This is a genomic window from Clostridium sp. (genome assembly GCF_050717515.1).
GTDB lineage: Bacteria > Bacillota > Clostridia > Clostridiales > Clostridiaceae > Clostridium_AD.
Genome location: NZ_JBOITL010000032.1, coordinates 183,786 through 207,651 on the forward strand (window position 1 = coordinate 183,786; position 23,866 = coordinate 207,651).

Here is a 23,866-nt window from a genome sequence, read left to right on the forward strand (position 1 = left end):
AAATTTGATAACTGATCTAATTAAAGAAAGGGTATACATAAAATTAGTTTCTTTAAACGTTGATAGTAAAGAAACTATAAAATTACTAAAAAGGGAAAGCGTAGTCAATTTAAAGGATAATAGAATTTTGTGTAGAATGGTATAAAAAATAGTAATAATATAGCAAGGTGGGTGTGAATGTTTAAAATTATGGTTGTTGAGGATGACAAGTGCATCCGGGATGAACTTACAGTACTATTGCGTAATGTGATGTATGAAGTTGTTACTGTGACTGATTTTACGAATGTTGTTAATATATTTAAACATGAAAAGGCAGATCTGATTTTATTAGATGTTAATCTGCCTGAAACTAGTGGACTAAAAATCTGTGTAGAAATCCGCAGTTTTTCTGAGGTGCCGATTATATTTGTCACTAGCTGTAACACTTCTATGAATGAACTGGATTGTATTAATATGGGTGGAGATGATTATGTTACAAAACCATATAATTCAGCTGTATTATTGGCTAGAATTTCTACAATGCTAAAGAGAGTTTATGGACATTTAAATAAAGAAAGCCATTCATTAGTATATAAAAATCTTGTGTTAAATATAGCAACTGCCACGGCTCTATATAATGGAAAATCTATAGAATTAACGAGAAATGAATTGAAAATAATGTATTATTTGTTTCAAAATACAGGGAAAATAATACCCAGAGTTGAGATTATAGAATATCTTTGGAATAACCAAATGTATATTGATGATAATAATTTGAGTGTCAATATAAAAAGAATAAGAATGAAATTAGAAGAAATTGGTGCCGCGGATTTCATACATACAAAAAGGGGCCTCGGATATAAAGTATGAGAAAAGATTTTGTATAGGTACCTTGGAGGAATTATGAACATTGGAGATTATTTGAAAGATAAAATTGGAATGATTTTACTGAACTTATCATGTGGCCTTGCCTTATCGGTGTTTTTGTATGCAATGGGAAATAATATAGATGTAATAGCTCTTATTTTAGTAGCGTGGTCAATTGTGTTCATTGGATATAATATTATAAGTTATATAAGTAGAAATAAATATTTTAATCGAATTAAGAGTATGTTAGATAAATTAGAGCACAAGTACTTAATTTCTGAGATGATTGGAAAAACACGTGGATCAGAAGATAAAGAGTATGTTTCAATTTTGAGAAAAGCTTTGAAATCTATGACAGAACAGGTGAATAGTATTAAGAATGATAGTGAGGAATATAAAGAATACATTGAAATCTGGATTCATGAGGTAAAGTTACCAATAACATCAATTCAGTTAATGTGTGAAAATAATAAGACTGAAGTAACTCGCAGAATTCTTTTAGAACTTAGAAGAATCGAAAATGATGTGGAGAAAACTCTTTATTATGCCAGATCCAATGAGGTTTGGAAAGATTATATGATTCGAAAAATAAATATGGATAAGATTGTAGCAGACACAATCAGTAAAAATATACAGTTCTTTATTCAAAATGGAATTCAAATAGAAAGTACATGCCATAACACTTATGTCTACACAGATGGGAAATGGTTAGATTTTATAGTCAATCAGTTATTAGTCAATTCAGTGAAATATAAGAAGCCTGGAAACTCTATGATAAAGATATATACACAAGAGTTGAATAGTGGTATAGCATTGGTTATTTACGATAACGGAATAGGAATAAAAGAAAGTGAAATTAATAGAATCTTTAATAAAAATTTTGTTGGAAGTAATGGAAGGAAAATAGAGAAGTCAACGGGGATGGGGTTATATCTTTGTAAAAAGCTATGCTATAAACTTGGCTTAGAGATTTATGCAGAATCTGAAGTGAATAATTATACCAAAATTACAATAAGTTTTCCAAAAGGAGAGTTTATCTTACAAAACTGAAAGATAAATGTAATCTTGTTAGATACAATAATTTAAAAATTCGTTTTATAATAAGATAAGCTTAGGTTTTGCAGAAGAATTCAACTGTAATGATTTATGAGGTGGCTTATATTATTTGAAAGGAAGAGATGAAGGTCGATGAATGAAATTCTTAAAATTAGTAATATTGAAAAATACTATGGGAAAGAGGGGATTGTTACTAAAGTATTAGAAAACATAAGTTTTGTTGTAGAGAAAGGGGAATTTGTAGGAATCATGGGGGCGTCCGGTTCTGGGAAAACCACTTTGCTAAATGTAATATCAACAATTGACACAGTAACCGCCGGACATATCTATTATGATGATATTGATATTACAGAAATTGCAGATACAAAAATTGCAAGTTTTAGAAGAGGGAACTTAGGATTTATATTTCAAGATTTCAATTTATTAGATACACTTACCATTGAAGAAAATATTTCCTTGGCTTTAACAATCAACAATGTAAAAGCAAATGAAATTGACAATAAGATAGAAAAAATTGCAAATGAATTGGGTATATTTAAGATATTAAAGAAATTTCCATATGAAGTATCTGGTGGAGAGAAACAAAGATGTGCATGTGCAAGGGCACTTATTAATAATCCAAAACTTATATTGGCAGATGAGCCAACTGGCGCTCTTGACTCAAAATCTGCTCAAATGTTATTGGAATCTATAACTACTATGAACCAAAGCCTGATGGCAACCATTTTGATGGTTACACATGACCCTTTTTCTGCTAGTTATTGCACTCGGATTCTGTTTTTAAAAGATGGAAGAATATTCAATGAGTTAGTACGTGGAGAGAAAAATAGGCATCAGTTTTATAGTGAAATATTGGATGTTTTATCACTCCTCGGAGGTGACACGAGCCATGCTAGCTAAACTTTCATATCGTAATGTAAAAAGATCTATTAAGGATTATTTTATATATATTATCACTATTACATTTGTTGTATCCTTAATGTTTGCATTTAATTCTATGATGTTTTCTGATATGATTCGCGGAATGAATAGTCATATGACAGATTATATGTTTTTACTTGTTTTCTTTTCCATTATCGTTGTCATTATTGTTGCTTGGCTTATTAACTATATGACTATGTTTATGCTTGATAAACGAAGCAAAGAGTTTGGAACCTATTTATTGCTTGGTATGGAAAACAAAAAAATATCCAAATTATTTCTTTGTGAAAATCTTTTGCTTGGAATCATTTCTTTTATTTTTGGTGTTATTTTGGGGAGTTTTATATTTCAATTATTAACCGCTGTTATTACAAAGTTCTTTGGAAAAGAATATAATATTATAATAGCATTTAATATTAAGGCATTATTGCTAACAATTGTTTACTATGGTGCAATCATGTTTCTAGTTGTATTAACAAACAACAAAAGGCTAAAGAAAATGAAAATATATGATTTACTTTACGCAGATAAAAGAAATCAAGTAATTAAAATCACAAACATTAAGAAAAGCTGTTTTATGTTTGTACTATCTTTGATTGCAGGAATTGTGGCACTTAGTGGCGCACCTGTTATTGTTACTTTGATTTGTATCGTATTTTTTATCTATAGCTTTTATATGGGAATATCAGGTTTTATTGTTATGATATTTTTAAAATCTAAACGTTTAAAATATAAGAAAAGTAATTTGTTTGTATTCCGTGAACTATCCTCTAAGATTAATACAATGGGATTTACTATGGGGACTTTAGCACTACTATTTACCCTAACATTACTAAGCGGCAATTATGCAGTTGGACTAAGTAGCTTTAAGGGCGAAATAGAGCAGTGTGTCCCCTTTGATACTTGTATTTCAGTGCTTAATAAGGACGAAAAATTTGAAAAAGTATCTGCTTATATGGATAAAAATGATTGGGCAAAGGAAAGCATTGTTTATCGTATTTATAAGGGCAAAAATAGTACATTTACGAAGGTATTATCTCAGAATAAGATTTCAGGTGGATATTTTAAGCATGATACCTATTTGAAAGTAAGCGATTATAATATTTTAAGAAGACTTTTAGGCCTAAATGAAATAACGCTTAGTGGTAATGAGTTTACAATTCATGCGGTTTCTTCCGTAGCAGATTGCTATGCTAAATATATTGAAAAAAATCCAATTCTGGATATAAATAATATAAAGTATTCATGCAAGGGAATATATTCAGAGGATTTTTCGCAAAATGGACAAAATGGTGCTGGCTTTGTATTGGTAGTGCCAGATGAAGCGGCAAATCAAATGGAAGTATATTATTCACAGTATGCGGCAAGTACGAAAAGGCAAGCAAATGAAAAACTCTATAATGATCTTAAGAATTATATATCACAGGATGCAGATAATTGGGCAAGTTCTGCTCATAGAGCTAACGAAATCGATCATGGAACTGGAGTAGATAGTGTCTATATGATTTACGACAATATTATGGTGAAAAATGGAGGACTTGATTATCAGGTTAAGGCTGCGATAATCACAGTAGTTTCATCTATTTTCTATGTTGCATTGGTATTTGTAAGTGTTGCATTGACAGTGCTGGCTGTTCAACAGTTAAGTGATTCTGAAAAATACAAGTATAGATATAGGATATTAAATCAATTAGGGCTTGATGAGAAGCAGCGAAATCGATTGGTGTTTAAGCAACTGTTAATTTACTTTATGTGGCCGCTAGTAATTCCTATCATAGTTAGTTTCACTATTTCAATGAAGTTAAATAGGCAGCTTTTAAGAGGAACACAGATTGCAGCAAACACCTTTACCTTCTATGGAGCAACATTGATTCTATTTTTAATAGTTTACTGTATTTATTTTGTGGCTACATATGTGGGTTTTAAAAGGAATATTACTCTATAGAGTTATTTATAAATCCTCTGAGTAGGTAGTAGCCTTCTTAGAAGGCTACTTTTTCAATGTGACTAAAAATATATATCTGAAAGTTCTAAATTAATTAATTCTATATTTTTATTATTTTCAGGTAGTTGAAGTGTATCTTGATTAGTATTAACTGTTTCTACTTGCTCGTTAGGTAACTCGATTATAAATTCGCTACCATTTCCAATAGAAGTAATAAGGTCTATTTTACCATTATGTAATTCAACAAGAGACTTTACAAGAGATAAACCTATACCACTACCCTCTCTATTTCTGGAAGTAGATTTATCAACTTGTATAAATCTTTGAAAAATTAATTTTTCCATATCTTCTTTTATACCAATACCTGTATCTTTAACAGAAATTATTGTTTTATCTTGACGGATATATATATTTACATATATATATCCATCAGAAGGAGTGAATTTAATAGCATTAGAAAGCAAATTAAGTATTATTCGTTCTATTTTATCTGGATCACAGGCAATGACGTTTTCTTCTATTTCGGTATCGAAAATCAAGTTGATATTTTTATTTTCAACATACTCTGCTACGGATAAGGTAATGTCTTCAACAACTTTAACAATGTCGTTATTTGATAAATTAACTTCGAAGTAACCCGCATCCATTTTGGTTATATCTATCAAGTTATTTATTAACCTAAGCAACCTATAAGAATTTTGCTTTATTGTATGCAAATACTTGTCTGTTTTTAAATTTTTATTAATTTCTGTATCATTTGTCTTTAAAATCATATCTAACATTTGCTGAGCACAAAATATTACATTCAAAGGAGTTCTTAATTCATGTGAAATATTTGCAAAAAATTCTGAACGTAGTTTTTCATATTCAATAGCTTTATTATATATTTCTTTTTTTTGAATATAGTTTTTCACTGAAAAATTATAATTCATAATAGATAATATAATAGCAAGTAACATTGTAATAAAAGCATTATTAAGCTGAGCATAAAATTTAATTGGATATAAATTAAATACTTTTAATCCTATGATTAGAAGTATAAAATTAGTAAAGTGAATAATTATATATTCTTTAGGACTTAGTATTACTGGAATTGAAAAACAAAACATGGCGATAATATATGCCGTAATTTCCCCTCCATATAACTGAGCATTTATAGAAGTAAGAGTACCTATTACTATGTTTGAAAAAACAAATATAACTAGTATTCTCCGAGAAAACTTTACACTTTTATTATTGGAAAAATTATTATAAAGTGTAATCAAATATATGGCACTAAATAATATAGTTAATAAACAAATATAATTTAAATTTCTATATGCTAATGTAACGATTTCATTATTAATTGTTTTTGTATTTTGAAATAATAACTGAATAAGGTTTACAAATATTAAAATAAGGCATACAATAGGAGTTCTGTTATTATTTTCTTGTAATATTTTCTTATCAAAGTCTTCTCTATAGATTATAGGTATATCATAAAACACATAATGTTTAATTTTATCAATAAATTTATATATGCTTATATTTTTTAGCTCCATAGTGATTACCACCTTGCTTTTTATTTTTGTATATAATTCATATAGTAATTATATACAAATAATTATAAAATTTCCACATATTATGATTAAATTCATAAAATAATTTGTTAAATAGGTTTAGATTTTGTTGAGTAAATAATGAGTATATAAAGCATATCAATGAAAATCATGCAGAAAAAAATACATTCACTGTTAAAACAATGCCAAACATGTTATGGCGTTGACGAATTAGTAAATATATAAGGTATAGAAAGGGGATAACTACTTAAATGGAAAACAAAAAATACTTAGAACAAACAAAAATTGGTTTAACACCTCTTTTAGCAATGGAAGAGGCAGCGAGATGTCTTTTATGCCATGATGCACCTTGTAGCAAGGCGTGCCCTGCTGGTACAGAACCAGCAAAATTTATCCGATCACTTCGTTTTAGAAATACAAAGGGTGCTGTCGAAACCATTAGAACAAATAATATTTTAGGTGGAATATGCGCTAGAGTATGTCCTACAGCTCAATATTGTGAAGGGGCTTGTAGCAGATGTGGTATAGACAAGCCAATAAGAATAGGAGATCTGCAGAGATATGTAACTGATTATGAAAAAAGTATAAATATGAAAGTTTTAAATAAAGTAGAAGCTATAAATGAAAAAATAGCAGTTATAGGTTCAGGTCCAAGTGGAATTGCAGCAGCAGCAGCACTTGCATCAAAAGGATATAAAGTAACGGTATTCGAAGAAAAAAACATATTAGGCGGATGGTTAAGTTATGGAATACCACCTCAAAGACTTCCAAAAGAAGTTGTAGAAACAGAAATAAATTATGTAAAAGACTTAGGGGTAGAGTTTAAGACAAATTGTAAAATAGGAAAAGATATCAAGCTAGAAGACCTTAGAACTAAGGGATATGAAGCATTCTTAATTTCATGTGGAATGCAAAAGGGAAAAGATATAGACGTTAATGGTTCAGAACTAAAAGGCGTTTTAAATGGAGTAGATTTTCTTTCAAAAGCAAAAACTAATGAAGGTAACATTAAGATAGGTAATCATGTGATAGTTATAGGTGGTGGAGATGTTGCTTTAGATTGTGCTTCAACTGCTAAATTGCTTGGCTGTGAAGATGTAAAAATAGTATATAGAAGAACTATAGAAAAAATGCCTGCGGATGTAGCGGAAAGAGAATATATCCAATCATTGAATATTCCAATATTTACAGGGTTTAAGCCATTAGAGATTAAAGGTGACAATGGTATGGTTTCTGTTTTCAAGGCCGAAGGAATGTTCGATTCATCTCTATTAGAACTTACAGCAGATATGGTCATATTTGCAGTAGGACAAGAATCAGAAGACATAAAAAATATTGCAGATGTAAACATTGGTGGAAAAGGAATAGTTATTACAAAAAATTGTAGAACAAATATTGAAGATATATTTGCAGCGGGAGATATAGTTCCTGGCGATAAGACGGTTGTACAGGCTGTTGCAACGGGTAAATTAGCTGCAGAAAAAATTGAAGGATATTTGACTGCAAAAAGAGAGTCTAGGCAAGCAAATAGACAGGTAGCATCAACTAAGGAGGTTTAAGTTATGAAAAAGAAAGATCTTTCAATAGAATTTTGTGGAGTAAAGTGTGAAAATCCATTTTTTCTAGCATCATCACCAGTTGGAAATAATTATGAAATGTGTTCAAAGGCATTAGAGTCCGGTTGGGGTGGTATAGTATTTAAAACAATCGGGGTTTTTATACCAAATGAAGTATCGCCACGTTTTGATGCTCAAAGAAAAGAGGCTACTCCGTTTACAGGATTTAAGAATATGGAACAGATAGCAGAGCATCCACTTGAGTGGAATATTGAGCAGATGAAAAAGTTAAAAGAAAACTACCCAAGCAAGGTTCTTATTGCTTCAATAATGGGAAGTAATGAAGAAGAATGGACTATGCTGGCAAAACGTGTTACAGAAATAGGTGCGGATATTATTGAATGTAACTTCTCCTGCCCACAGATGACATCTCATGCTATGGGTTCAGACGTTGGACAAAACCCTGAGCTTGTTAAGTCATATTCAGCAGCAGTAAGAAGAGGAACGCATCTTCCAATAATTGCAAAAATGACTCCTAATATAGGTAACATGGAAACCCCTGCAATAGCAGCTATTGAAGGTGGAGCAACAGCAATTTCAGCTATAAATACAATAAAGTGTATAACTGGAATAGATTTTGATAAGCAAGTAGCATTGCCAATAGTAAATGGGAAATCATCAATATCCGGATATTCAGGAAAAGCTGTAAAACCTATAGCACTAAGATTTATAGCTCAGCTTTCAAAAGAACCAAAACTTAAAAATATTCCTATAAGCGGTATTGGTGGGATAGAAACTTGGGAGGATGCATTAGAATTTATAATGCTTGGATCTTCTAATCTTCAAGTGACAACAGCAATTATGCAATATGGTTATAGAATAGTTGAAGATTTAATAAGTGGAATTTCATACTATATGGAAGAAAAGGGAATTGATAAACTGCAAGATTTAGTAGGAGTAGCACTTGAAAATACAATCCCAGCAGAGGAATTAGATCGTGGATACATAGTATATCCTAATTTCAAACATGAAAATTGTGTAGGCTGTGGAAGATGTTACGTATCTTGTTTTGATGGAGGTCATCAAGCAATTATATGGGATGAAGAAAATAGAAGACCTTCACTAGACAGGGAAAAATGTGTAGGATGTCACTTATGTTCTTTAGTATGTCCAGTAGACAACTGTATATCTAAAGGTGAGATAAAATTTAAAGATGGAGAAAAACAAAGAAAAATTGATTTGTAAAAATTTAAATAATATTATGAAAATGTAGTAAAAATTTATTTATATAATTCTAAAGATATGGTTTAGTAGTTTCTACTTGAATACCTTAAATATTCTAGCTATAGATAAATTTATGCTACATTTAAAATTTAAAAAACTTCCTCAATTAGAATAAGGGCTACCTTGTTTTTTTTTACCTATAAACAATTCGCAAAAATAGTCGATAAGGTACTATAATATTGTATTTTATTGAAATGTATTGAAAGAATAATTAAACTATTTAAAATAACTTACAATTATGCTGAGGAGGAGATTTTTTGAAAAATAAGATTAGTACTAAAATAATTATTGCCATAGTGAGTTGCTCAATTTTAGTATCAGCAATTGTGGGAATTACAAGTATTGCTAAATCCACAAGTATTGTTAAGCAGGAAGCCACAGAGAAACTAATAAATTTAGCTTCTAGTAGAGGAAATGAATACACAATACAAACTACTGTTGTGGAAAACACTGTAAACGAACTAGCTGCACTAGTTTTAAGTACAATACAAGTTTCTAAGGCCAAAGATTCAAGCTATATAAATACATATGAAAAACAGTTAAGTTCTCTAATGAAGAGTGTAGGTGAGAGCAATAAAGGTATTGTAGGACTATACATAAATTTCGATCCTAAATTCACAAAGGGAAGTATGGTATACGATGTAGCTTATGAGTATGATGAGCAAAAAAAAGATAGCAATGTTAATTCCAATTCATATTCACTAGAAGATTATAAAGAAAACAATGAAAAGTTAGCATGGTACTATAACGCTGTAAAAGCAAAGCAAGGAGTCTGGTCAAAACCTTATATAGACTCAGAAAGCAAAATAAATATGATATCTTATACTATGCCTGTATATGCAAATAATCAATTAGTTGGAGTTGCAGGTATTGATATTTCTTTTGAAAGTCTAAAAAAGATGATTTTAAGCACAAAGATATATGACACTGGTTCTGCATTTTTGCTAGATAAGGATTATAGTTTTGTAGTGGATGTAAGCAAAAAAGCTACTGAAAAATTAGATGCCTTAGAAAATGGAAAATATAAATTTATAACTGAGGAATTAAAAAATAAAAAATCCATGGCGACAGAAATAAACTTTGAAGGTCATAAGCAGATGATGAGTTATTATACTTTGAATAATGGTCAAATTATGGGGGTGAAAGTGCCTAGCTCAGAAGTATTCAATAATTTAAATAATTCAATATATATTATTATTTTAATTATAGTACTAGGAATTATAGGTTCAATAATTATTGCATTAGTTATTGGTAGAAGAATATCTAGACCAATAGAAGTTGCTACAAAATTTATAGGGAAATTAGCTAAGCTAGACTTAACTTATAATGATAAGAACATTAACCAGATGCTCTTAAGCAAAGATGAAATAGGTGTTATGGGAAATAGTTTAATAGAACTAAGGGAAGAATTAATAAAGGTTATTGATGAGTTGAAAAAGGATTCTGCAAAGGTATTGCAATATTCGAATACTATATCATTAAATGCTGAGGAAACAGCAGCCTCTATTACTGTTGTGGCGCAAACTGTTGAAGAATTAGCTGAAGGAGCTGTTGAACAAGCAAAGGAGGCGCAAGATGGCTCATATAAACTGAGTATACTTGCAGGGGAGATAGAAGAAGTTGTGGCAAGTAGTAATAGTCTTAAGGAGTATTCAATAGAAATGGAAAAAATGCAAGAGAAGGGTAGTAAAGCAATAAAGGAACTCAATGTAAAACTCGGGGTAAATCTTGAAGCTACTGAAAAAGTTGCTGGTAATATTGATGAACTATCAAACAAATCAAGCTTAATAGGAGAGATTATAAGTACCATTAAATCTATTGCAAGTCAAACAAATTTACTAGCTTTAAATGCAGCAATTGAAGCGGCAAGAGCAGGTGAGAGTGGGAAGGGTTTTGCGGTGGTAGCAGAGGAAATTAGAAAGCTTGCAGAAAAAACAGCTACATCTACACAAGAAATAGATGAAATAGTAAAGCAAATTCAAGGCGAAATAAGTTTAGGAAAAAACAATATGGATGAAGCTAAAGCTACTGTTAAACAAGCAAATGCTGTAATGATAACATCCACAGAAGCCTTTGAAGCTATAGGAGAAGGAATATATAATATTAAATCAAAAATACAGTGCATTGCGTCTAGTATGAATACAGTAGATAGTGGAAAAGATGATATAGTCGACGCTATTCAAGGGATATCTGCAATAACGGAGGAAGCTGCAGCATCAACAGAGGAAGTGGCTGCAACTATGGAAGAGCAAGAAGCTGCAATTAAAAATGTATCAGAAAGCGTAGAAGAATTAAAAGAATTAGCGGTTATATTAGATAAAATAGTAGATAAATTTACTATATAAAATCAAAAAAATATATAGAGAAAGGTGATATTATGAACTCATATATGTTTCCTATTAAAATAGCAATTATAACATTTCCAGTTTTGGCCTTTATTTTTACGGTACCATTTTTAATGCACCAGTATAAAAAATATAGATATATAAACAAATTTAGGGCACTTGTTTTATATTCATTTTTATTGTTTTTAATGGTTTCCTACTACTTGGTTATACTGCCGCTTCCGAAGACACATGATGTGAAAAGTCTACAGGTCCTAGGCACTCAAAATTATAATTTAATACCTTTTACATTTATACATGATTTCTTAAAAGAAACACATGTTGTATTTAATTCCCCTTCTTCTTATATTAGAATTTTAAGAGAAAGGACATTTTTACAGGTGGCTTTTAATGCAATATTGATTGCACCACTTGGAATCTATTTAAGATACTATTTTAAAAAAAGTCTAAAGCAAACAGTAGTAATATGTTTTTTATACTCTTTGTTTTTTGAATTAACGCAATTAACCGGTGTTTATGGTATGTATAATGCACCCTATAGACTTTTTGATATAGATGACTTAATGCTAAATACCTTTGGAGGATTTATAGGATATATAATAGCTCCTATATTTACTTATTTTTTACCCGAAGTTGACAAGTTAGATGAAAATATTAACCTAGAGTCTATGCCAGTAGGATATATCAGACGGTTTTTAGCATTTCAAATAGATTGGTTTATTATTGGAATTGCGGTTAATATATTGCCAATAAGTAGAGACATGGTAGTAGATGCAATAATTATATTTTTATATTTTATTGTATTGGTTTATTTTACAAATGGAAAAACTTTTGGTAGTTGGCTTGTTAAAATTAAAGTCCAGGGTGAAAAACAAAAAATAACTTTTTTAGAATTAATCAAAAGGTATGGAACACTTTATTATGGAGTATTTGGTTTTAATTATATTTTATCAAAAACTTTTAATGCAAACAGATATGACAGTACATATTATCTGCCGGTAACAATAGTATTATTGATTATGTTATTTGTTTTTAACTTGGTAGTTTTTATACATCTTTTACTTCATATTTTTAGTAAGGATAAGGAATTATTTTATGAGAAAATGAGCAAGACTAAAGTTGTAATAATACCTAAATAGCTGTTTTTACAAAGTGGTAAGGCGTTTTATCTAAAAAATGCTTTTATTATTAGATGTGGCTGAAAATTTAGTAGCAAAAGCCCGCCCAATAGAAGGATCTATGGGGTAGGCTTTTGCTAATTGATTCAAACAATAATTTTGTTATAATTATAATTATAATTATTATTATTCAAGAAATAGCAAAACAATAATGTCGGAATAATTGTAAAAATGAATTAGTATAAAAAAAACATTGCAATTAGTGCGAAATAATGTATAATTTAAGTAAAAAGGGGGACTGAAAATGCTATTATTGAACCCGGTTATAATATCAGTAGTGCTAATGTCAGTACTGTGTCTACTAAAATTAAATGTAATTTTAGCAATCTTAGTAGCTGCAATAGTTGCAGGTTTAGCTGCTGGAATGCCAATTCCTGAAACTATGTCAGTTTTAACTTCCGGTATGGGAGGGAATTCTGAAACAGCATTAAGCTATATTTTACTGGGAGCATTAGCCGTAGCAATAGGTAAAACTGGTCTTGCTAATATACTTGCAAAGAAAATTGCAAAAGTAGTTAAAGGCAATGCTATTATATTTACTTTGCTTATAGCTTTTGTAGCATGCTTTTCACAGAATCTAATACCAGTTCATATAGCCTTCATTCCAATTTTAATACCGCCACTTATACCACTAATGAACAAAATGAAGATAGACAGAAGAGCAGTAGCTTGTGCATTGACATTTGGTTTAAAAGCACCATACATATCATTACCAGTTGGATTTGGACTTTTATTCTTTACCATTATTAAAGATCAAATGAGTCAAAATGGAATCCCGGTAAGCATTAGCCAAATTTCCAGTGTAATGTGGATAGGCGCAGTAGCAATGATAGTTGGTTTACTTTTAGCTGTACTTGTAGTATATAGAAAACCAAGAGAATATAAGGAAATTATGTTAGAAGAATTTACAGATGATAATGATGAAGAAATTAAAATGACAGGAAAACATTGGTTAGCACTTTTGGGAGCTTTAACAGCCTTTGCAGTTCAGCTTATAACAAAATCATTACCACTTGGAGCACTAGCTGGACTCGTAGTTATGATTTTAACTAGATCCATAAAATGGAAAGAAATGGATAGCCTTATGGATGGCGGAATGAAAATGATGGCTTTTATAGCTTTCGTAATGCTTATTGCAGCAGGATATGGTAACGTTTTAAGAGAGACAGGAGCAATTGAGACATTGGTTACTACCACAGCTGGAATGGTTGGAGGGAAATTTGGAGGAGCTTCCTTAATGCTTATAGTTGGACTTCTAGTAACAATAGGCATAGGAACCTCCTTTGGAACAATCCCAATTATAGCAGCAATATATTGTCCACTAGGATTAAAGCTAGGGTTTAGCCCAGCAGCCATAATATTATTACTTGGAATTGCAGCAGCTCTTGGGGATGCAGGTTCGCCAGCATCAGATAGTACTTTAGGACCTACATCAGGATTAAATGTAGATGGACAACATGATCATATTTGGGACACTTGCGTACCGACATTTGTATTTTATGATACTACTTTATTAATAGGTGGATTAATTGGAGCTATGATAATTGGTTAATTTAAAAAAATCTTAAAAGTATTAAATTAAAAGGATACATAGCTAAAAAAATGTCCTTAGAATAAATAATATTTATTCTAAGGACATTTTTTATTGAATTGCATCACCTCAGGAGGTACTTTAATTTTCCAATGAATTAACAGCTTTTTCAAGCTGTATCATAGCTTTTTCAAGTGTTGAACGTGGACATGCAACATTTAGACGCATATATCCAGAAAGGCTGCGACAAAAGTCATTGCCGGCATTGAGTCCTAGACCTGCCTCATTAAGCATAAATTTTTGTAGTTCATCATTATCAAGTCGCAATTCACGACAATCTAGCCAAACTAGATAAGTACTTTCAGGTCTGCTAGGTTTGATTTTTGGTATCTTGGCTTTGCAGAAATTTCCTATGAAATCAATGTTTCCCTCAATATATGTTATCAACTGTTCCAACCATTCTCCACCATGCCTATAAGCTGCTTCTATAGCCACAAGACTAAAACAATTATTGCGATGGATATCCATACCTCTCCAGAAAACATCAAATGTCTCTTTAATTTCAGCATTTGGAAAAATTACTACAGAGGCTTGTAGACCTGCCAAGTTGAAAGTTTTTGTACATGAAGTGCAAGTGATAGTAATGCCAGAAACTTCCTTTGATATAGTTGCAGTAGGAATATGTTTATTATTCCAGAGTATCAAATCTGAATGTATCTCATCAGAAATAATCATAACATTATAGCGTAGACATAGCTCAGTAATACGTTCTAATTCTTCTCTACGCCATACTCTGCCTACTGGGTTGTGTGGGCTACATAAAATAAATAATTTTGGTTTTTGTTTTAACTTTTCTTCGAAGTCCTTAAAATCTATAGAATAGACTCCATCCTCTTCTAATAATTGGTTTTCAATTACCACTCTGCCCCAAGATTCTATTACTTCATAAAATTCTGGGTAAACTGGAGTTTGTATCAAGATTTTATCTTCACTATTAGAAAATTCCCTTACAATAACTGATAGAGAGGGTACAACACCGGGGCTAAAACTAATTAGATCTTTATTAACTATCCAATTGTTTCTAGCTTTTTCCCAATCGCAAAAGGCTTCATAATAGGAAGCGGGACGAGATGTGTAACCATAAATTCCTTGCTCAGCTCTTTTTAGGATAGCTTCATTAATAGGACTGGCTACCTGGAATTCCATATCTGCTATCCATAATGGTATTACATTAGAAGTTCCAAATTTTTTTTCTCTTTCATCATATTTTGCAGCAAAGTTGTTGCTACGGTCAACTATTTTATCAAAATTATATTTCATAATTTACACCCTTCTTATACTTATTTATGCAAGAAATACTTGCTATAAGATAAATAAAGCAAAAATGATGCCAAATTTATGATTGAACTTTTGAATTGGTTTTCAGATAGACATCCATTATATATATATAGATTTCATTAAAAAAAGTATTTTTAAATAAATCAAATGGTTGAAGTTATACAACTTCAACCATTTGATTGCATAATATTGTCTATTTTAGTCGAGATTGAAGCTTGCTAAAAACTTTGATGCCCCGATTATTTATTTTACTACCACCTCTGCCACGAGACATTTTAATTAAACCTAAATTATTTAAGTCGTTTAAAATCCCCCTAACTTCTTGCTGGGTTAGGTAGTGTCCTGTTTTTTCTGCTTCCTCAGAAATTGATAGTCTACCCATAGCAACTTGGTTAATAAATCCCACATGTAGCCTATCTAGCACAAAAAAGTAGTCATCTATTTGGTTACCTGCTAATTGCTCCAAAAGTTTAGCATCTATATTAGTAGAGCTGTCAGAACTACATTTTAATGTGGATAGAGAATTATTGTGGAAGCCAGGTGGTAAATCATCATAATACACTATATCTTTATCTATATAGGTGAGATATTCTACATAGTTGTGTAGTTCACGAATATTGCCATTCCAGTTATGAGAGAGCAATGCACTAATTACTTCAGGAGATAAGGTGAAGCAACCTCCCAATTTACATTTAAAGTAGTTAAATAAGAGCATAATGTCTTCGCCCCGCTCTCGCAATGGAGGAAGCTGGATTGGCAAGGTATTTAGGCGAAAGTAGAGGTCGTTACGAAAACTTCCCTTAGATACTAGCTCTTCAAGATTTTCATTGGCTGCAGCTACAATTCGTACATCAATACTAATAATTTTATTGCCACCAATTCGCATAATCTCTCTTTCTTGAATAACACGAAGTAGCTTAATTTGGAGGGCTGGACTCATTCCCTCCACTTCGTCTAAAAATATTGTTCCTTTGTGAGCATATTCAAAAAGTCCCAACTTTCCTCCACGTTTAGCACCGGTGAAAGAGCCTTCATCGTAACCAAATAGTTCACTTTCTAGTAGATTATCTGGCATTGCTGCACAATTTATGGCAATAAAAGGATAGTTATGACGATCTGATTCGTTATGCACAGCGTGTGCAAAAAGCTCCTTGCCTGTTCCGCTTTCACCTGTAATTAGGACAGTAGAATGGGTTTTTGCCATTTTTTTAGCGATGGCACAGGCTTTTTTGAGCACATCGCTTTCGCCTATGATATCATCAAAAGTATATTTAGCTTTGTGTCCTTTATTAAGTAATTGAATACGTAAGTTATGTTGTTTATACTCTTCTTCCGTAAATTTTTGTATAGTAGCAAAAGATCCGAGATATTCATCACCACGGATTACAGGAGTAACAGTTACTGTAATGTCCACATCACTCACTCTAATTAAACGATTATTTATCTTTTTTCTTGTGCTTCTGCATTCCTCAAAAGGTAAAAATGAGAAAACCGATATAGCAGGATGATCTATGGATTGTTCTTTGGTAACACCTGTAATTTCTACTGCTTTTGAATTACAAGCAAAAATAACATCATTCTCATTAACACCAATAATTCCTTCATCCATAATTTCCATCAAAAGTTCAAATTGACTTTCCATTTGGAGAGACCTACCAAACAGTTGGTTAAAGCTATAATTGTTGACAGCCAGTGACCGAAAATATTCCTTGAATTTTACCCTCTCTAATAGGTAATCAAATTTTAGTCGCAGTGCTATTTCCACCATGGTGCTGGAATCGAGCACACGTTGTCCAAGGTCAATAATGTTCTTTACGTCTTTTGGTACATAACGGGATTCACCTGGTGTTACTGCTAACTGGAAACCACTAATGGACATAGCTCCAGGATAGTAGGGAGTAAAATTTATGTGATTAATACCCAATTGGCTGAGTCTAGTTATAGCCTCACGCACCATTTTTTCACTGAGATTGACAAACAAAGCTTTGCTTCCACTTGGAATCCTTCTTAAAGTATCGAGAGATTTATTAGTAAAGGCTACTGCAATTTCTACTTTAGGAACATCAATGGGGATGCACTCTTGAAAATCTGTAATGCTTTCAAAGGCATCGGTTGAAACTACAAATAAATCAGCCTCCTTTATTTTCTTCACGGATCCATTTAGTACATTATAAGCACAGGTGGATACTAGCTCACCAAAGAGCTCTTTTATCTGATTTTCGTAAAATTTTGCAGCTGTATAATCCAATGCCACAACAGCGATTCTTTTTTTTATAGGACTCACCCTCTTAAGTTTAATTAGTATAATGTTAATTCTTTTTAAAAAACATGTCAAGGAAAGTATCTAATTAACAAATTAAGTCGAAAAAAGCAACAAAAAGTTACTTGTTGGCATGGAATTTGCTAGTTATTATTATAACAAGCTTGATATAAAATAAATAGAAAAAATGAAAGGGCAATTATTTTTAACAAAGTAAACGATACCGTATTTGTAAATCATCATCAATAATCCATATTATTATTATTTATCTCACAGGTAGTATAGCCGGTAATCGCATATTAACAATTATAAAAAGGTATAAAGTCTAGGATTGTTAAAATTTTTTTAAATTTTAACAATACCAAAGAAAGAAAGGGAGTATTATAATGAGTGCAAAAAAACAAAATGTATGGAAAAATTATCGTTTCCCCATTATTTTAATTCTATCTATTATAGTAGGGAGTATCATTGGTATTGTTTTTGGTAAAAAAGCAACAGTACTTAAGCCTTTTGGTGATATATTTCTTAACTTAATGTTTACAGTTGTAACCCCTCTAGTATTTGTTACCATAGCTGGTGCGGTAGGAAATATGGTTAATATGAAAAGACTAGGAAAAATTATAAGTAATATGTTCTTGACGTTCCTTGCTACAGGATTTATTGCTGGTCTTATCATAATTACTGTTGTAAAGGTTTTTCCACCTGCTGCTGGCGTTAAACTAACATTTGAGGCCGCAAAGGCTTTGGAAACAGTCAAACTTTCTGATCAAATTGTTAAGACATTAACCGTAACAGATTTTGGTGGCTTATTTTCTCGCTCTAATATGATGCCTCTTATTATATTCTCTATTTTCTTTGGATTATGTGTTAGCTCCCTTGGCGCTGAAAACAATATTATAGCAAAGGGTTTAGATGCTATGTCAAAAGTTATGATGAAATTTATTAGCATCATTATGTTGTACGCTCCAATCGGTTTGGGTGCATATTTTGCAAGCCTCATTGGTGAGTTTGGACCTCAACTCTTGGGTGCTTATGCAAGAGCTATGGTTATCTATTATCCATTATGTATTATATATTTCTTTGTTGCATTTTCTGGATATTCATATTTTGCTGGTGGTACTCAGTGCATAAAAACTTTCTTTAAAAATATTTTAGAGCCTTCCATTACATCGCTTGCAACACAGAGCTCTCTTGCAACTCTACCTGTTAACCTAAAAGCTACTGAGAATATGGGAGTTCCAAAGGATATTCGCGAGATTGTGTTGCCAATTGGTGCAACCATGCATATGGACGGTACTGTTATTTCTTCTATATTAAAAATTTCATTTCTGTTTGGGATATTTGGACAAGAATTTTCTGGAATAGGAACCTACGTTGCTGCACTAGCAATTTCAGTTATGGGCGGCGTAGTTATGTCGGGTGTTCCAGGTGGTGGACTCATCGGTGAAATGTTGATTGTAAATTTATTTGGATTTCCAGCAGAAGCATTTCCAATTATTGCAACTCTTGGCTTTCTTGTAGATCCTGCTGCAACATGGATAAATTGCACTGGTGATGCTGTAACATCTATGGTTGTTACTCGATTGGTGGAAGGTAAAGACTGGATGAAGAAGAGTGTTCAAACACTATCATCCGCTATCAAAGGCTAAGACCTGTTGCTTTGCTCAATATTACAAAGGAAATCCTTCCAATGAAGTAATGAGAAGTGATATACAAGATTATATATAAAATAGTAGAATTTTTTATTTAAACCTTATTCTAATACATTGGCATAGTTATTGCTTATAACATAAGTGCATTTGCAAATATACTTATCTTATAAGTGAAATTTACATCGGATGAATTTTTAAAAATTAAAATATAGTTACATAAAGAAGGAGGATTTATTTAATGATTAAAATTCCAGAAAAAATAATGTTTGCAAATCTACCAACAAGGATAGAAAAATTAGAAAGATTGTCGCAAAAACTGGGTGGACCTAATATTTATATAAAAAGAGATGATCAAACAGGAACAGAAGTTTCCGGTAATAAAATAAGGAAACTTGAATTTTCTGTAAAGGAAGCGCTTAGTCAAGGCTGTGATGTACTTATTACTTGTGGAGGAATTCAATCTAATCACTGCAGGGCTACGGCGGCAGTGGCTTCAAGGCTTGGAATGAAATCAGTCCTTGTTTTAAGAGGGGACCCAAAAACAGAATCAGATGGCAATTTGTTTATAGATAAGCTTTTGGGAGCGGATATTCAATTTATTACTCCAGAACAATATAAAAATAGTAAAGCAGAAATTATGGAACAAATCAAGGCAAAATTAGAGAAGCAAGGCTTTAAACCTTATATTATACCAGAAGGTGCTTCTAATGGAATTGGTGGATTTGGATACTATAATGCCATGGAGGAAATTATTTGCCAGGAAAAGGAGATGGGTGTGCATTTTGATAAAATTGTACTGGCAGTAGGATCTGGTGGAACTCATTCGGGACTATTACTAGCAAGCAAGACGCTAGAGTATACTGGCGAAATATGTGGTATCAATGTTTGTGATGATGCGCAGCACTTCAAAAATGAGATTTATAAAATATTGCATGAAAGTATGAAATACCTTGATATGGATTTAGATATTTCAAAAGATGAAATTCATATTATGGATGGATATGTGGGAAGAGGATATGCACTTAGCAGACCAGAAGAGCTTAATTTTATTCATGACTTTGCAAAACTAGAGGGGATAATTTTAGACCCTGTGTATACGGGTAAAGCCATGTATGGATTGGTAGAAGAAATTAAAAAGGGAAGCTTTAAAAGCTGTGAAAATATCCTGTTTATTCATACTGGAGGAGCTTTTGGATTGTTCCCACAGAAACACCTATTTGAGTTTTAAAAAATTCACGAAATAATAAACTAGCATAAGAAAGTAGCCTGCGCATAAGGCTACTTTTTTTTGAATATAATTTTTTATTAAGAAATTATAATTAAATTCGACAAAATATTCAAACAAAGACATTAGTAGCACTAACCTAAGGTATAATAATGTTATAAGATTATAAAAATAGGTGTATAAAATAATCTAATAAGGCATTTTAAAAAATAGATTAGCGTATTGACTTGTTATTTTTTTTTGAAGATTTCTAAAGCGAAATGAATATGAAAAAATAAGTATCTAAACATGCGTATTAAAAAAAGGAGGTAATTTATGATAATAACAAGAAATTTATTAGGGATTGTAATTTTATTTGGTATTTTATATCTAATATCAAATAATAAGTCCATTATTAACAAGAAACTAATTATTAAAGCATTTGCTATACAAGTTGTACTGGCATTATTATTAGTTAAAGTTCCTTTAGGAAGAATAGTTATACAAAATGTATCAGATGGGGTTAGTAATGTCTTAAACTATGGCAGCCAGGGGTTAAACTTTGTATTCGGATCATTAGCGGATGGCAGCGCACCAACCGGAATGGTATTTGGTATACAAGTATTAGGTAACATAATATTCGTATCAGCATTGGTTGGAGCACTATTTTATCTAGGAGTTATAGGGTTTGTGGTTAAAATAATAGGTGGAGCAATAGAAAAGGTTATTGGGACAAGCAAAGTAGAAAGTTTTGTGGCAGTAGCAAATATGTTTTTAGGGCAAACAGATTCACCATTACTCGTAAGCAAGTATTTACCTAAAATGACTGAAAGTGAAATAATGTTAGTGCTAATATCAGGTATGGGGAGCATGTCTGTTAGTGTAATAATGGGATATGTTGGTCTTGGAATACCTATGGAATATCTTTTAATTGGTAGTACTTTAGTGCCCCTGGGAAGTATAATTATCTCTAAAATATTAGTTCCGGAGGTGGAAGGGGTTAATGAAATAGATAATTTGAAAATAGATAATAAGGGTGATAATGAAAACTTAATATCAGCTATTTCAGAAGGAGCATCTGCAGGACTCAATATGGCTCTTGGAATTGGTGCAGTGCTTATAGCAATAGTAGCACTAGTTGCAATGGTTAATGGACTTCTTGGAATCTTTGGAGTATCACTAGAAGGAATACTGGGATATGCATTTGCACCAATAGGTTATTTAATGGGGGTGCCGAGTGGACAAGTATTACTTGCAGGGCAATTACTTGGAAGTAAGATGGCGTTAAATGAGTTTGTAGCATTTGGACAACTTGGTAAAGTAATGAGCACATTAGATTATAGAACAGGCCTTATGCTAGCAGTATCCCTAACAGGTTTTGCAAACATATCAAGTATGGGAATCTGTGTATCGGGAATATCAGTATTTTGTCCAGATAAGAGAGGACAATTATCAAAACTTGCGTTTAGGGGAATGATAGGTGGTTTCTGTGTAAGTATATTAAGTGCATTAATTGTAGGCTTAATTATTGCAATTTAGAATGTTATAAAAGTTATCAAAATCAACAAGGGAATTTTAAAAAATTCCCTTGTTGATTTTTCTATTTACTAAATTTTTAAAGTCAAGGTAATTATTTCAAAAAAAATGTTAAATTTTGAAGGAAAGTACATAAATGCGTCGAATATAAAAAACAAAGTAAAAATGCTTTATGGAGGTCTTATTATGTATAACAAACTTAATCGAAAAATAATTCTTATTTTATTAGTCAGTGTATTGGGATTTTTAATCACTCCTTCAAGAACAACAGCGATCACTTTTGTTTCGGCAGGAATAATAACCTTAATTTTATGTAGTTCAGCAATTTTTATAAAAAAGCTGGATAAGTATAGTCCTTATATAATTCCCATAGGTATATTAGGTTACACCTGTTTTATGATTTATATTGATGGGTTCAGTATTTTAATGTTGCTGTTAATTGTATTAACAATTTTTATATCAACTCTATATCACAATGCAAATGCATCGCTAATTGTTTCAGTAATAAGTTCTTTATACCTAATACTTATTTACTATTTTGCAAAGGATAAAATTTTTTATGAATATTATGCCTTTGTTAAGCCTTTTCATATTATTACATTTGTAATTTTAATTACGCTCTTTGGAGCTGTTTCTTATATGCAATGTAGGTCAGGTGCAAAGATTATAAAAGAAGTTAATGACAAAATGCTTGATTTAGATAAAGCAAATTCAAAAAATGAAATGACCCTTGCATCAGTTTTTTTAGCCTCTAAGGATATTAAAACATTTATAAATAGCCTTAATGAAAAATCATCTGATTTAATAGGTATTTCTGATAATATTTCAAGTTCCATGGATGTTATTTCGTTAAATGTGGAATCTCAAAGCATATCTGTAGATACATCATTGGATACATTGCAAAACTTAGTGGCTGAATTTAATAATGTTACAAATAAATTTGAAATAGTAAAATCAAGTGCTAAAAACACTCAAAGTATATCAAATAACAGTAATATCAAAATGCAACAAATGAATGTTCAAATGAAAGAAATTAGACAAACAGTTGTGGATTTATCTCAAATTATGCATGAGGTTGATAATCACAACAATAAAATAGTAAAAATAGTAGAAGTTATTAAAAATATAGCAAATCAAACAAACTTACTCAGTCTTAATGCTTCTATAGAAGCAGCCCGTGCTGGAGAACAAGGAAAAGGTTTTTCTGTTGTTGCAAATGAAGTTAAAAATCTTTCAGAGCAATCAGAGCAATCTGCTAAAGAAATAGAACAATCAATAAACCTAATCCAGCTGAGTATAAAAAATGCCATGTTAACGGTTGAAGACAGCGTAAACAAAACTAATGAAGGAGTTACATTTACAAATGAAGCAATCGATTCTTACTATGACATTTTAAAAAATGTAAGCAAAATTGAGAGTGAATCTGAAGTTGTTTCAAAGAATAATGAATTGTTATTAAAAGAAATAAATGATTTATTTAGCACATTTTCACAAATATCACAGGCATCTCAAAATTCTACTGCATCAATTGAAGAAGTAAATGCTTTAACAAAAGTGCAGCTTGCGAATGTAACTGAATCAAAAGTAAATTTAAATGAAATATTTAGCAGTGTATCGAAATTAACCACTAAATTAACTTAATGATTATTTAATAC

Annotated in this window: 16 protein-coding genes and 1 riboswitch; of the genes, 13 read left to right on the forward strand and 3 right to left on the reverse strand. The window is 31.3% G+C overall.

The window, feature by feature from the left end:
- Nucleotides 1–177 precede the first annotated feature (177 nt).
- From ACREV6_RS16875 to ACREV6_RS16890, 4 genes are all read left to right on the forward strand, one after another.
- Nucleotides 178–849 (forward strand): response regulator transcription factor, encoded by a 672-nt coding sequence (locus tag ACREV6_RS16875; protein ID WP_431579207.1) that lies wholly within the window; start codon nt 178–180, stop codon nt 847–849.
- 33 nt (nt 850–882) lie between these two features.
- The gene (locus tag ACREV6_RS16880; protein WP_431579208.1) at nt 883–1,896 is read left to right on the forward strand and encodes a sensor histidine kinase; all 1,014 of its coding nucleotides are present in this window, start codon (nt 883–885) and stop codon (nt 1,894–1,896) included.
- Between the two features lie 138 nt (nt 1,897–2,034).
- Complete coding sequence (locus ACREV6_RS16885) at nt 2,035–2,802, forward strand: ABC transporter ATP-binding protein (protein WP_431579209.1); 768 nt, start codon at nt 2,035–2,037, stop codon at nt 2,800–2,802.
- Nucleotides 2,792–4,768 carry an ABC transporter permease gene (locus ACREV6_RS16890; protein ID WP_431579210.1) on the forward strand — a complete coding sequence of 659 codons (1,977 nt, stop codon included), beginning with the start codon at nt 2,792–2,794 and terminating at the stop codon, nt 4,766–4,768. Before ACREV6_RS16885 ends, ACREV6_RS16890 begins: the two co-directional genes overlap by 11 nt.
- 62 nt (nt 4,769–4,830) lie before the next feature.
- On the opposite strand, the gene ACREV6_RS16895 is transcribed toward ACREV6_RS16890, so the two are convergent.
- Nucleotides 4,831–6,309, reverse strand: coding sequence for a sensor histidine kinase (locus tag ACREV6_RS16895; RefSeq protein ID WP_431579211.1), 1,479 nt, complete (start codon nt 6,307–6,309; stop codon nt 4,831–4,833).
- A gap of 269 nt (nt 6,310–6,578) precedes the next feature.
- Between ACREV6_RS16895 and ACREV6_RS16900 the strand changes: the two genes are divergently transcribed.
- From ACREV6_RS16900 to ACREV6_RS16920, 5 genes are all read left to right on the forward strand, one after another.
- Nucleotides 6,579–7,886 carry an FAD-dependent oxidoreductase gene (locus tag ACREV6_RS16900; protein ID WP_431579212.1) on the forward strand — a complete coding sequence of 436 codons (1,308 nt, stop codon included), beginning with the start codon at nt 6,579–6,581 and terminating at the stop codon, nt 7,884–7,886.
- A 3-nt stretch (nt 7,887–7,889) separates the two neighbouring features.
- Entirely contained in the window at nt 7,890–9,128 is a 1,239-nt protein-coding gene (preA, locus tag ACREV6_RS16905) for an NAD-dependent dihydropyrimidine dehydrogenase subunit PreA (RefSeq protein WP_431579213.1), read from the forward strand.
- Between the two features lie 19 nt (nt 9,129–9,147).
- A riboswitch (purine riboswitch) is annotated at nt 9,148–9,249 on the forward strand.
- Nucleotides 9,250–9,424: 175 nt separating this feature from the next.
- A complete protein-coding gene (locus tag ACREV6_RS16910; protein ID WP_431579214.1) occupies nt 9,425–11,512 on the forward strand; it encodes a methyl-accepting chemotaxis protein in 2,088 nt (695 codons plus the stop codon).
- A gap of 32 nt (nt 11,513–11,544) precedes the next feature.
- A complete protein-coding gene (locus ACREV6_RS16915) occupies nt 11,545–12,651 on the forward strand; it encodes a VanZ family protein (RefSeq protein ID WP_431579215.1) in 1,107 nt (368 codons plus the stop codon).
- Nucleotides 12,652–12,934: 283 nt separating this feature from the next.
- Nucleotides 12,935–14,242: a Na+/H+ antiporter family protein gene (locus ACREV6_RS16920; protein WP_431579216.1), complete on the forward strand. Its 1,308-nt coding sequence runs from the start codon at nt 12,935–12,937 to the stop codon at nt 14,240–14,242.
- Between the two features lie 120 nt (nt 14,243–14,362).
- Here ACREV6_RS16920 and ACREV6_RS16925 read toward each other — a convergent pair whose 3' ends face one another.
- Nucleotides 14,363–15,541 (reverse strand): MalY/PatB family protein, encoded by a 1,179-nt coding sequence (locus ACREV6_RS16925; protein WP_431579217.1) that lies wholly within the window; start codon nt 15,539–15,541, stop codon nt 14,363–14,365.
- Between the two features lie 211 nt (nt 15,542–15,752).
- Entirely contained in the window at nt 15,753–17,843 is a 2,091-nt protein-coding gene (locus tag ACREV6_RS16930; protein ID WP_431579218.1) for a sigma-54 interaction domain-containing protein, read from the reverse strand.
- A gap of 362 nt (nt 17,844–18,205) precedes the next feature.
- Here ACREV6_RS16930 and ACREV6_RS16935 point away from each other — a divergent pair, with 362 nt between their 5' ends.
- The 4 genes from ACREV6_RS16935 to ACREV6_RS16950 all read left to right on the forward strand — a co-directional run bounded on the left by ACREV6_RS16935 (nt 18,206) and on the right by ACREV6_RS16950 (nt 23,852).
- Entirely contained in the window at nt 18,206–19,468 is a 1,263-nt protein-coding gene (locus ACREV6_RS16935; protein ID WP_431579219.1) for a dicarboxylate/amino acid:cation symporter, read from the forward strand.
- Nucleotides 19,469–19,709: 241 nt separating this feature from the next.
- Nucleotides 19,710–20,699 carry a D-cysteine desulfhydrase family protein gene (locus ACREV6_RS16940; RefSeq protein WP_431579220.1) on the forward strand — a complete coding sequence of 330 codons (990 nt, stop codon included), beginning with the start codon at nt 19,710–19,712 and terminating at the stop codon, nt 20,697–20,699.
- A gap of 312 nt (nt 20,700–21,011) precedes the next feature.
- Nucleotides 21,012–22,214, forward strand: coding sequence for a NupC/NupG family nucleoside CNT transporter (locus ACREV6_RS16945; RefSeq protein ID WP_431579221.1), 1,203 nt, complete (start codon nt 21,012–21,014; stop codon nt 22,212–22,214).
- A gap of 183 nt (nt 22,215–22,397) precedes the next feature.
- Nucleotides 22,398–23,852: a methyl-accepting chemotaxis protein gene (locus ACREV6_RS16950; protein WP_431579222.1), complete on the forward strand. Its 1,455-nt coding sequence runs from the start codon at nt 22,398–22,400 to the stop codon at nt 23,850–23,852.
- Nucleotides 23,853–23,866: the final 14 nt, after the last annotated feature.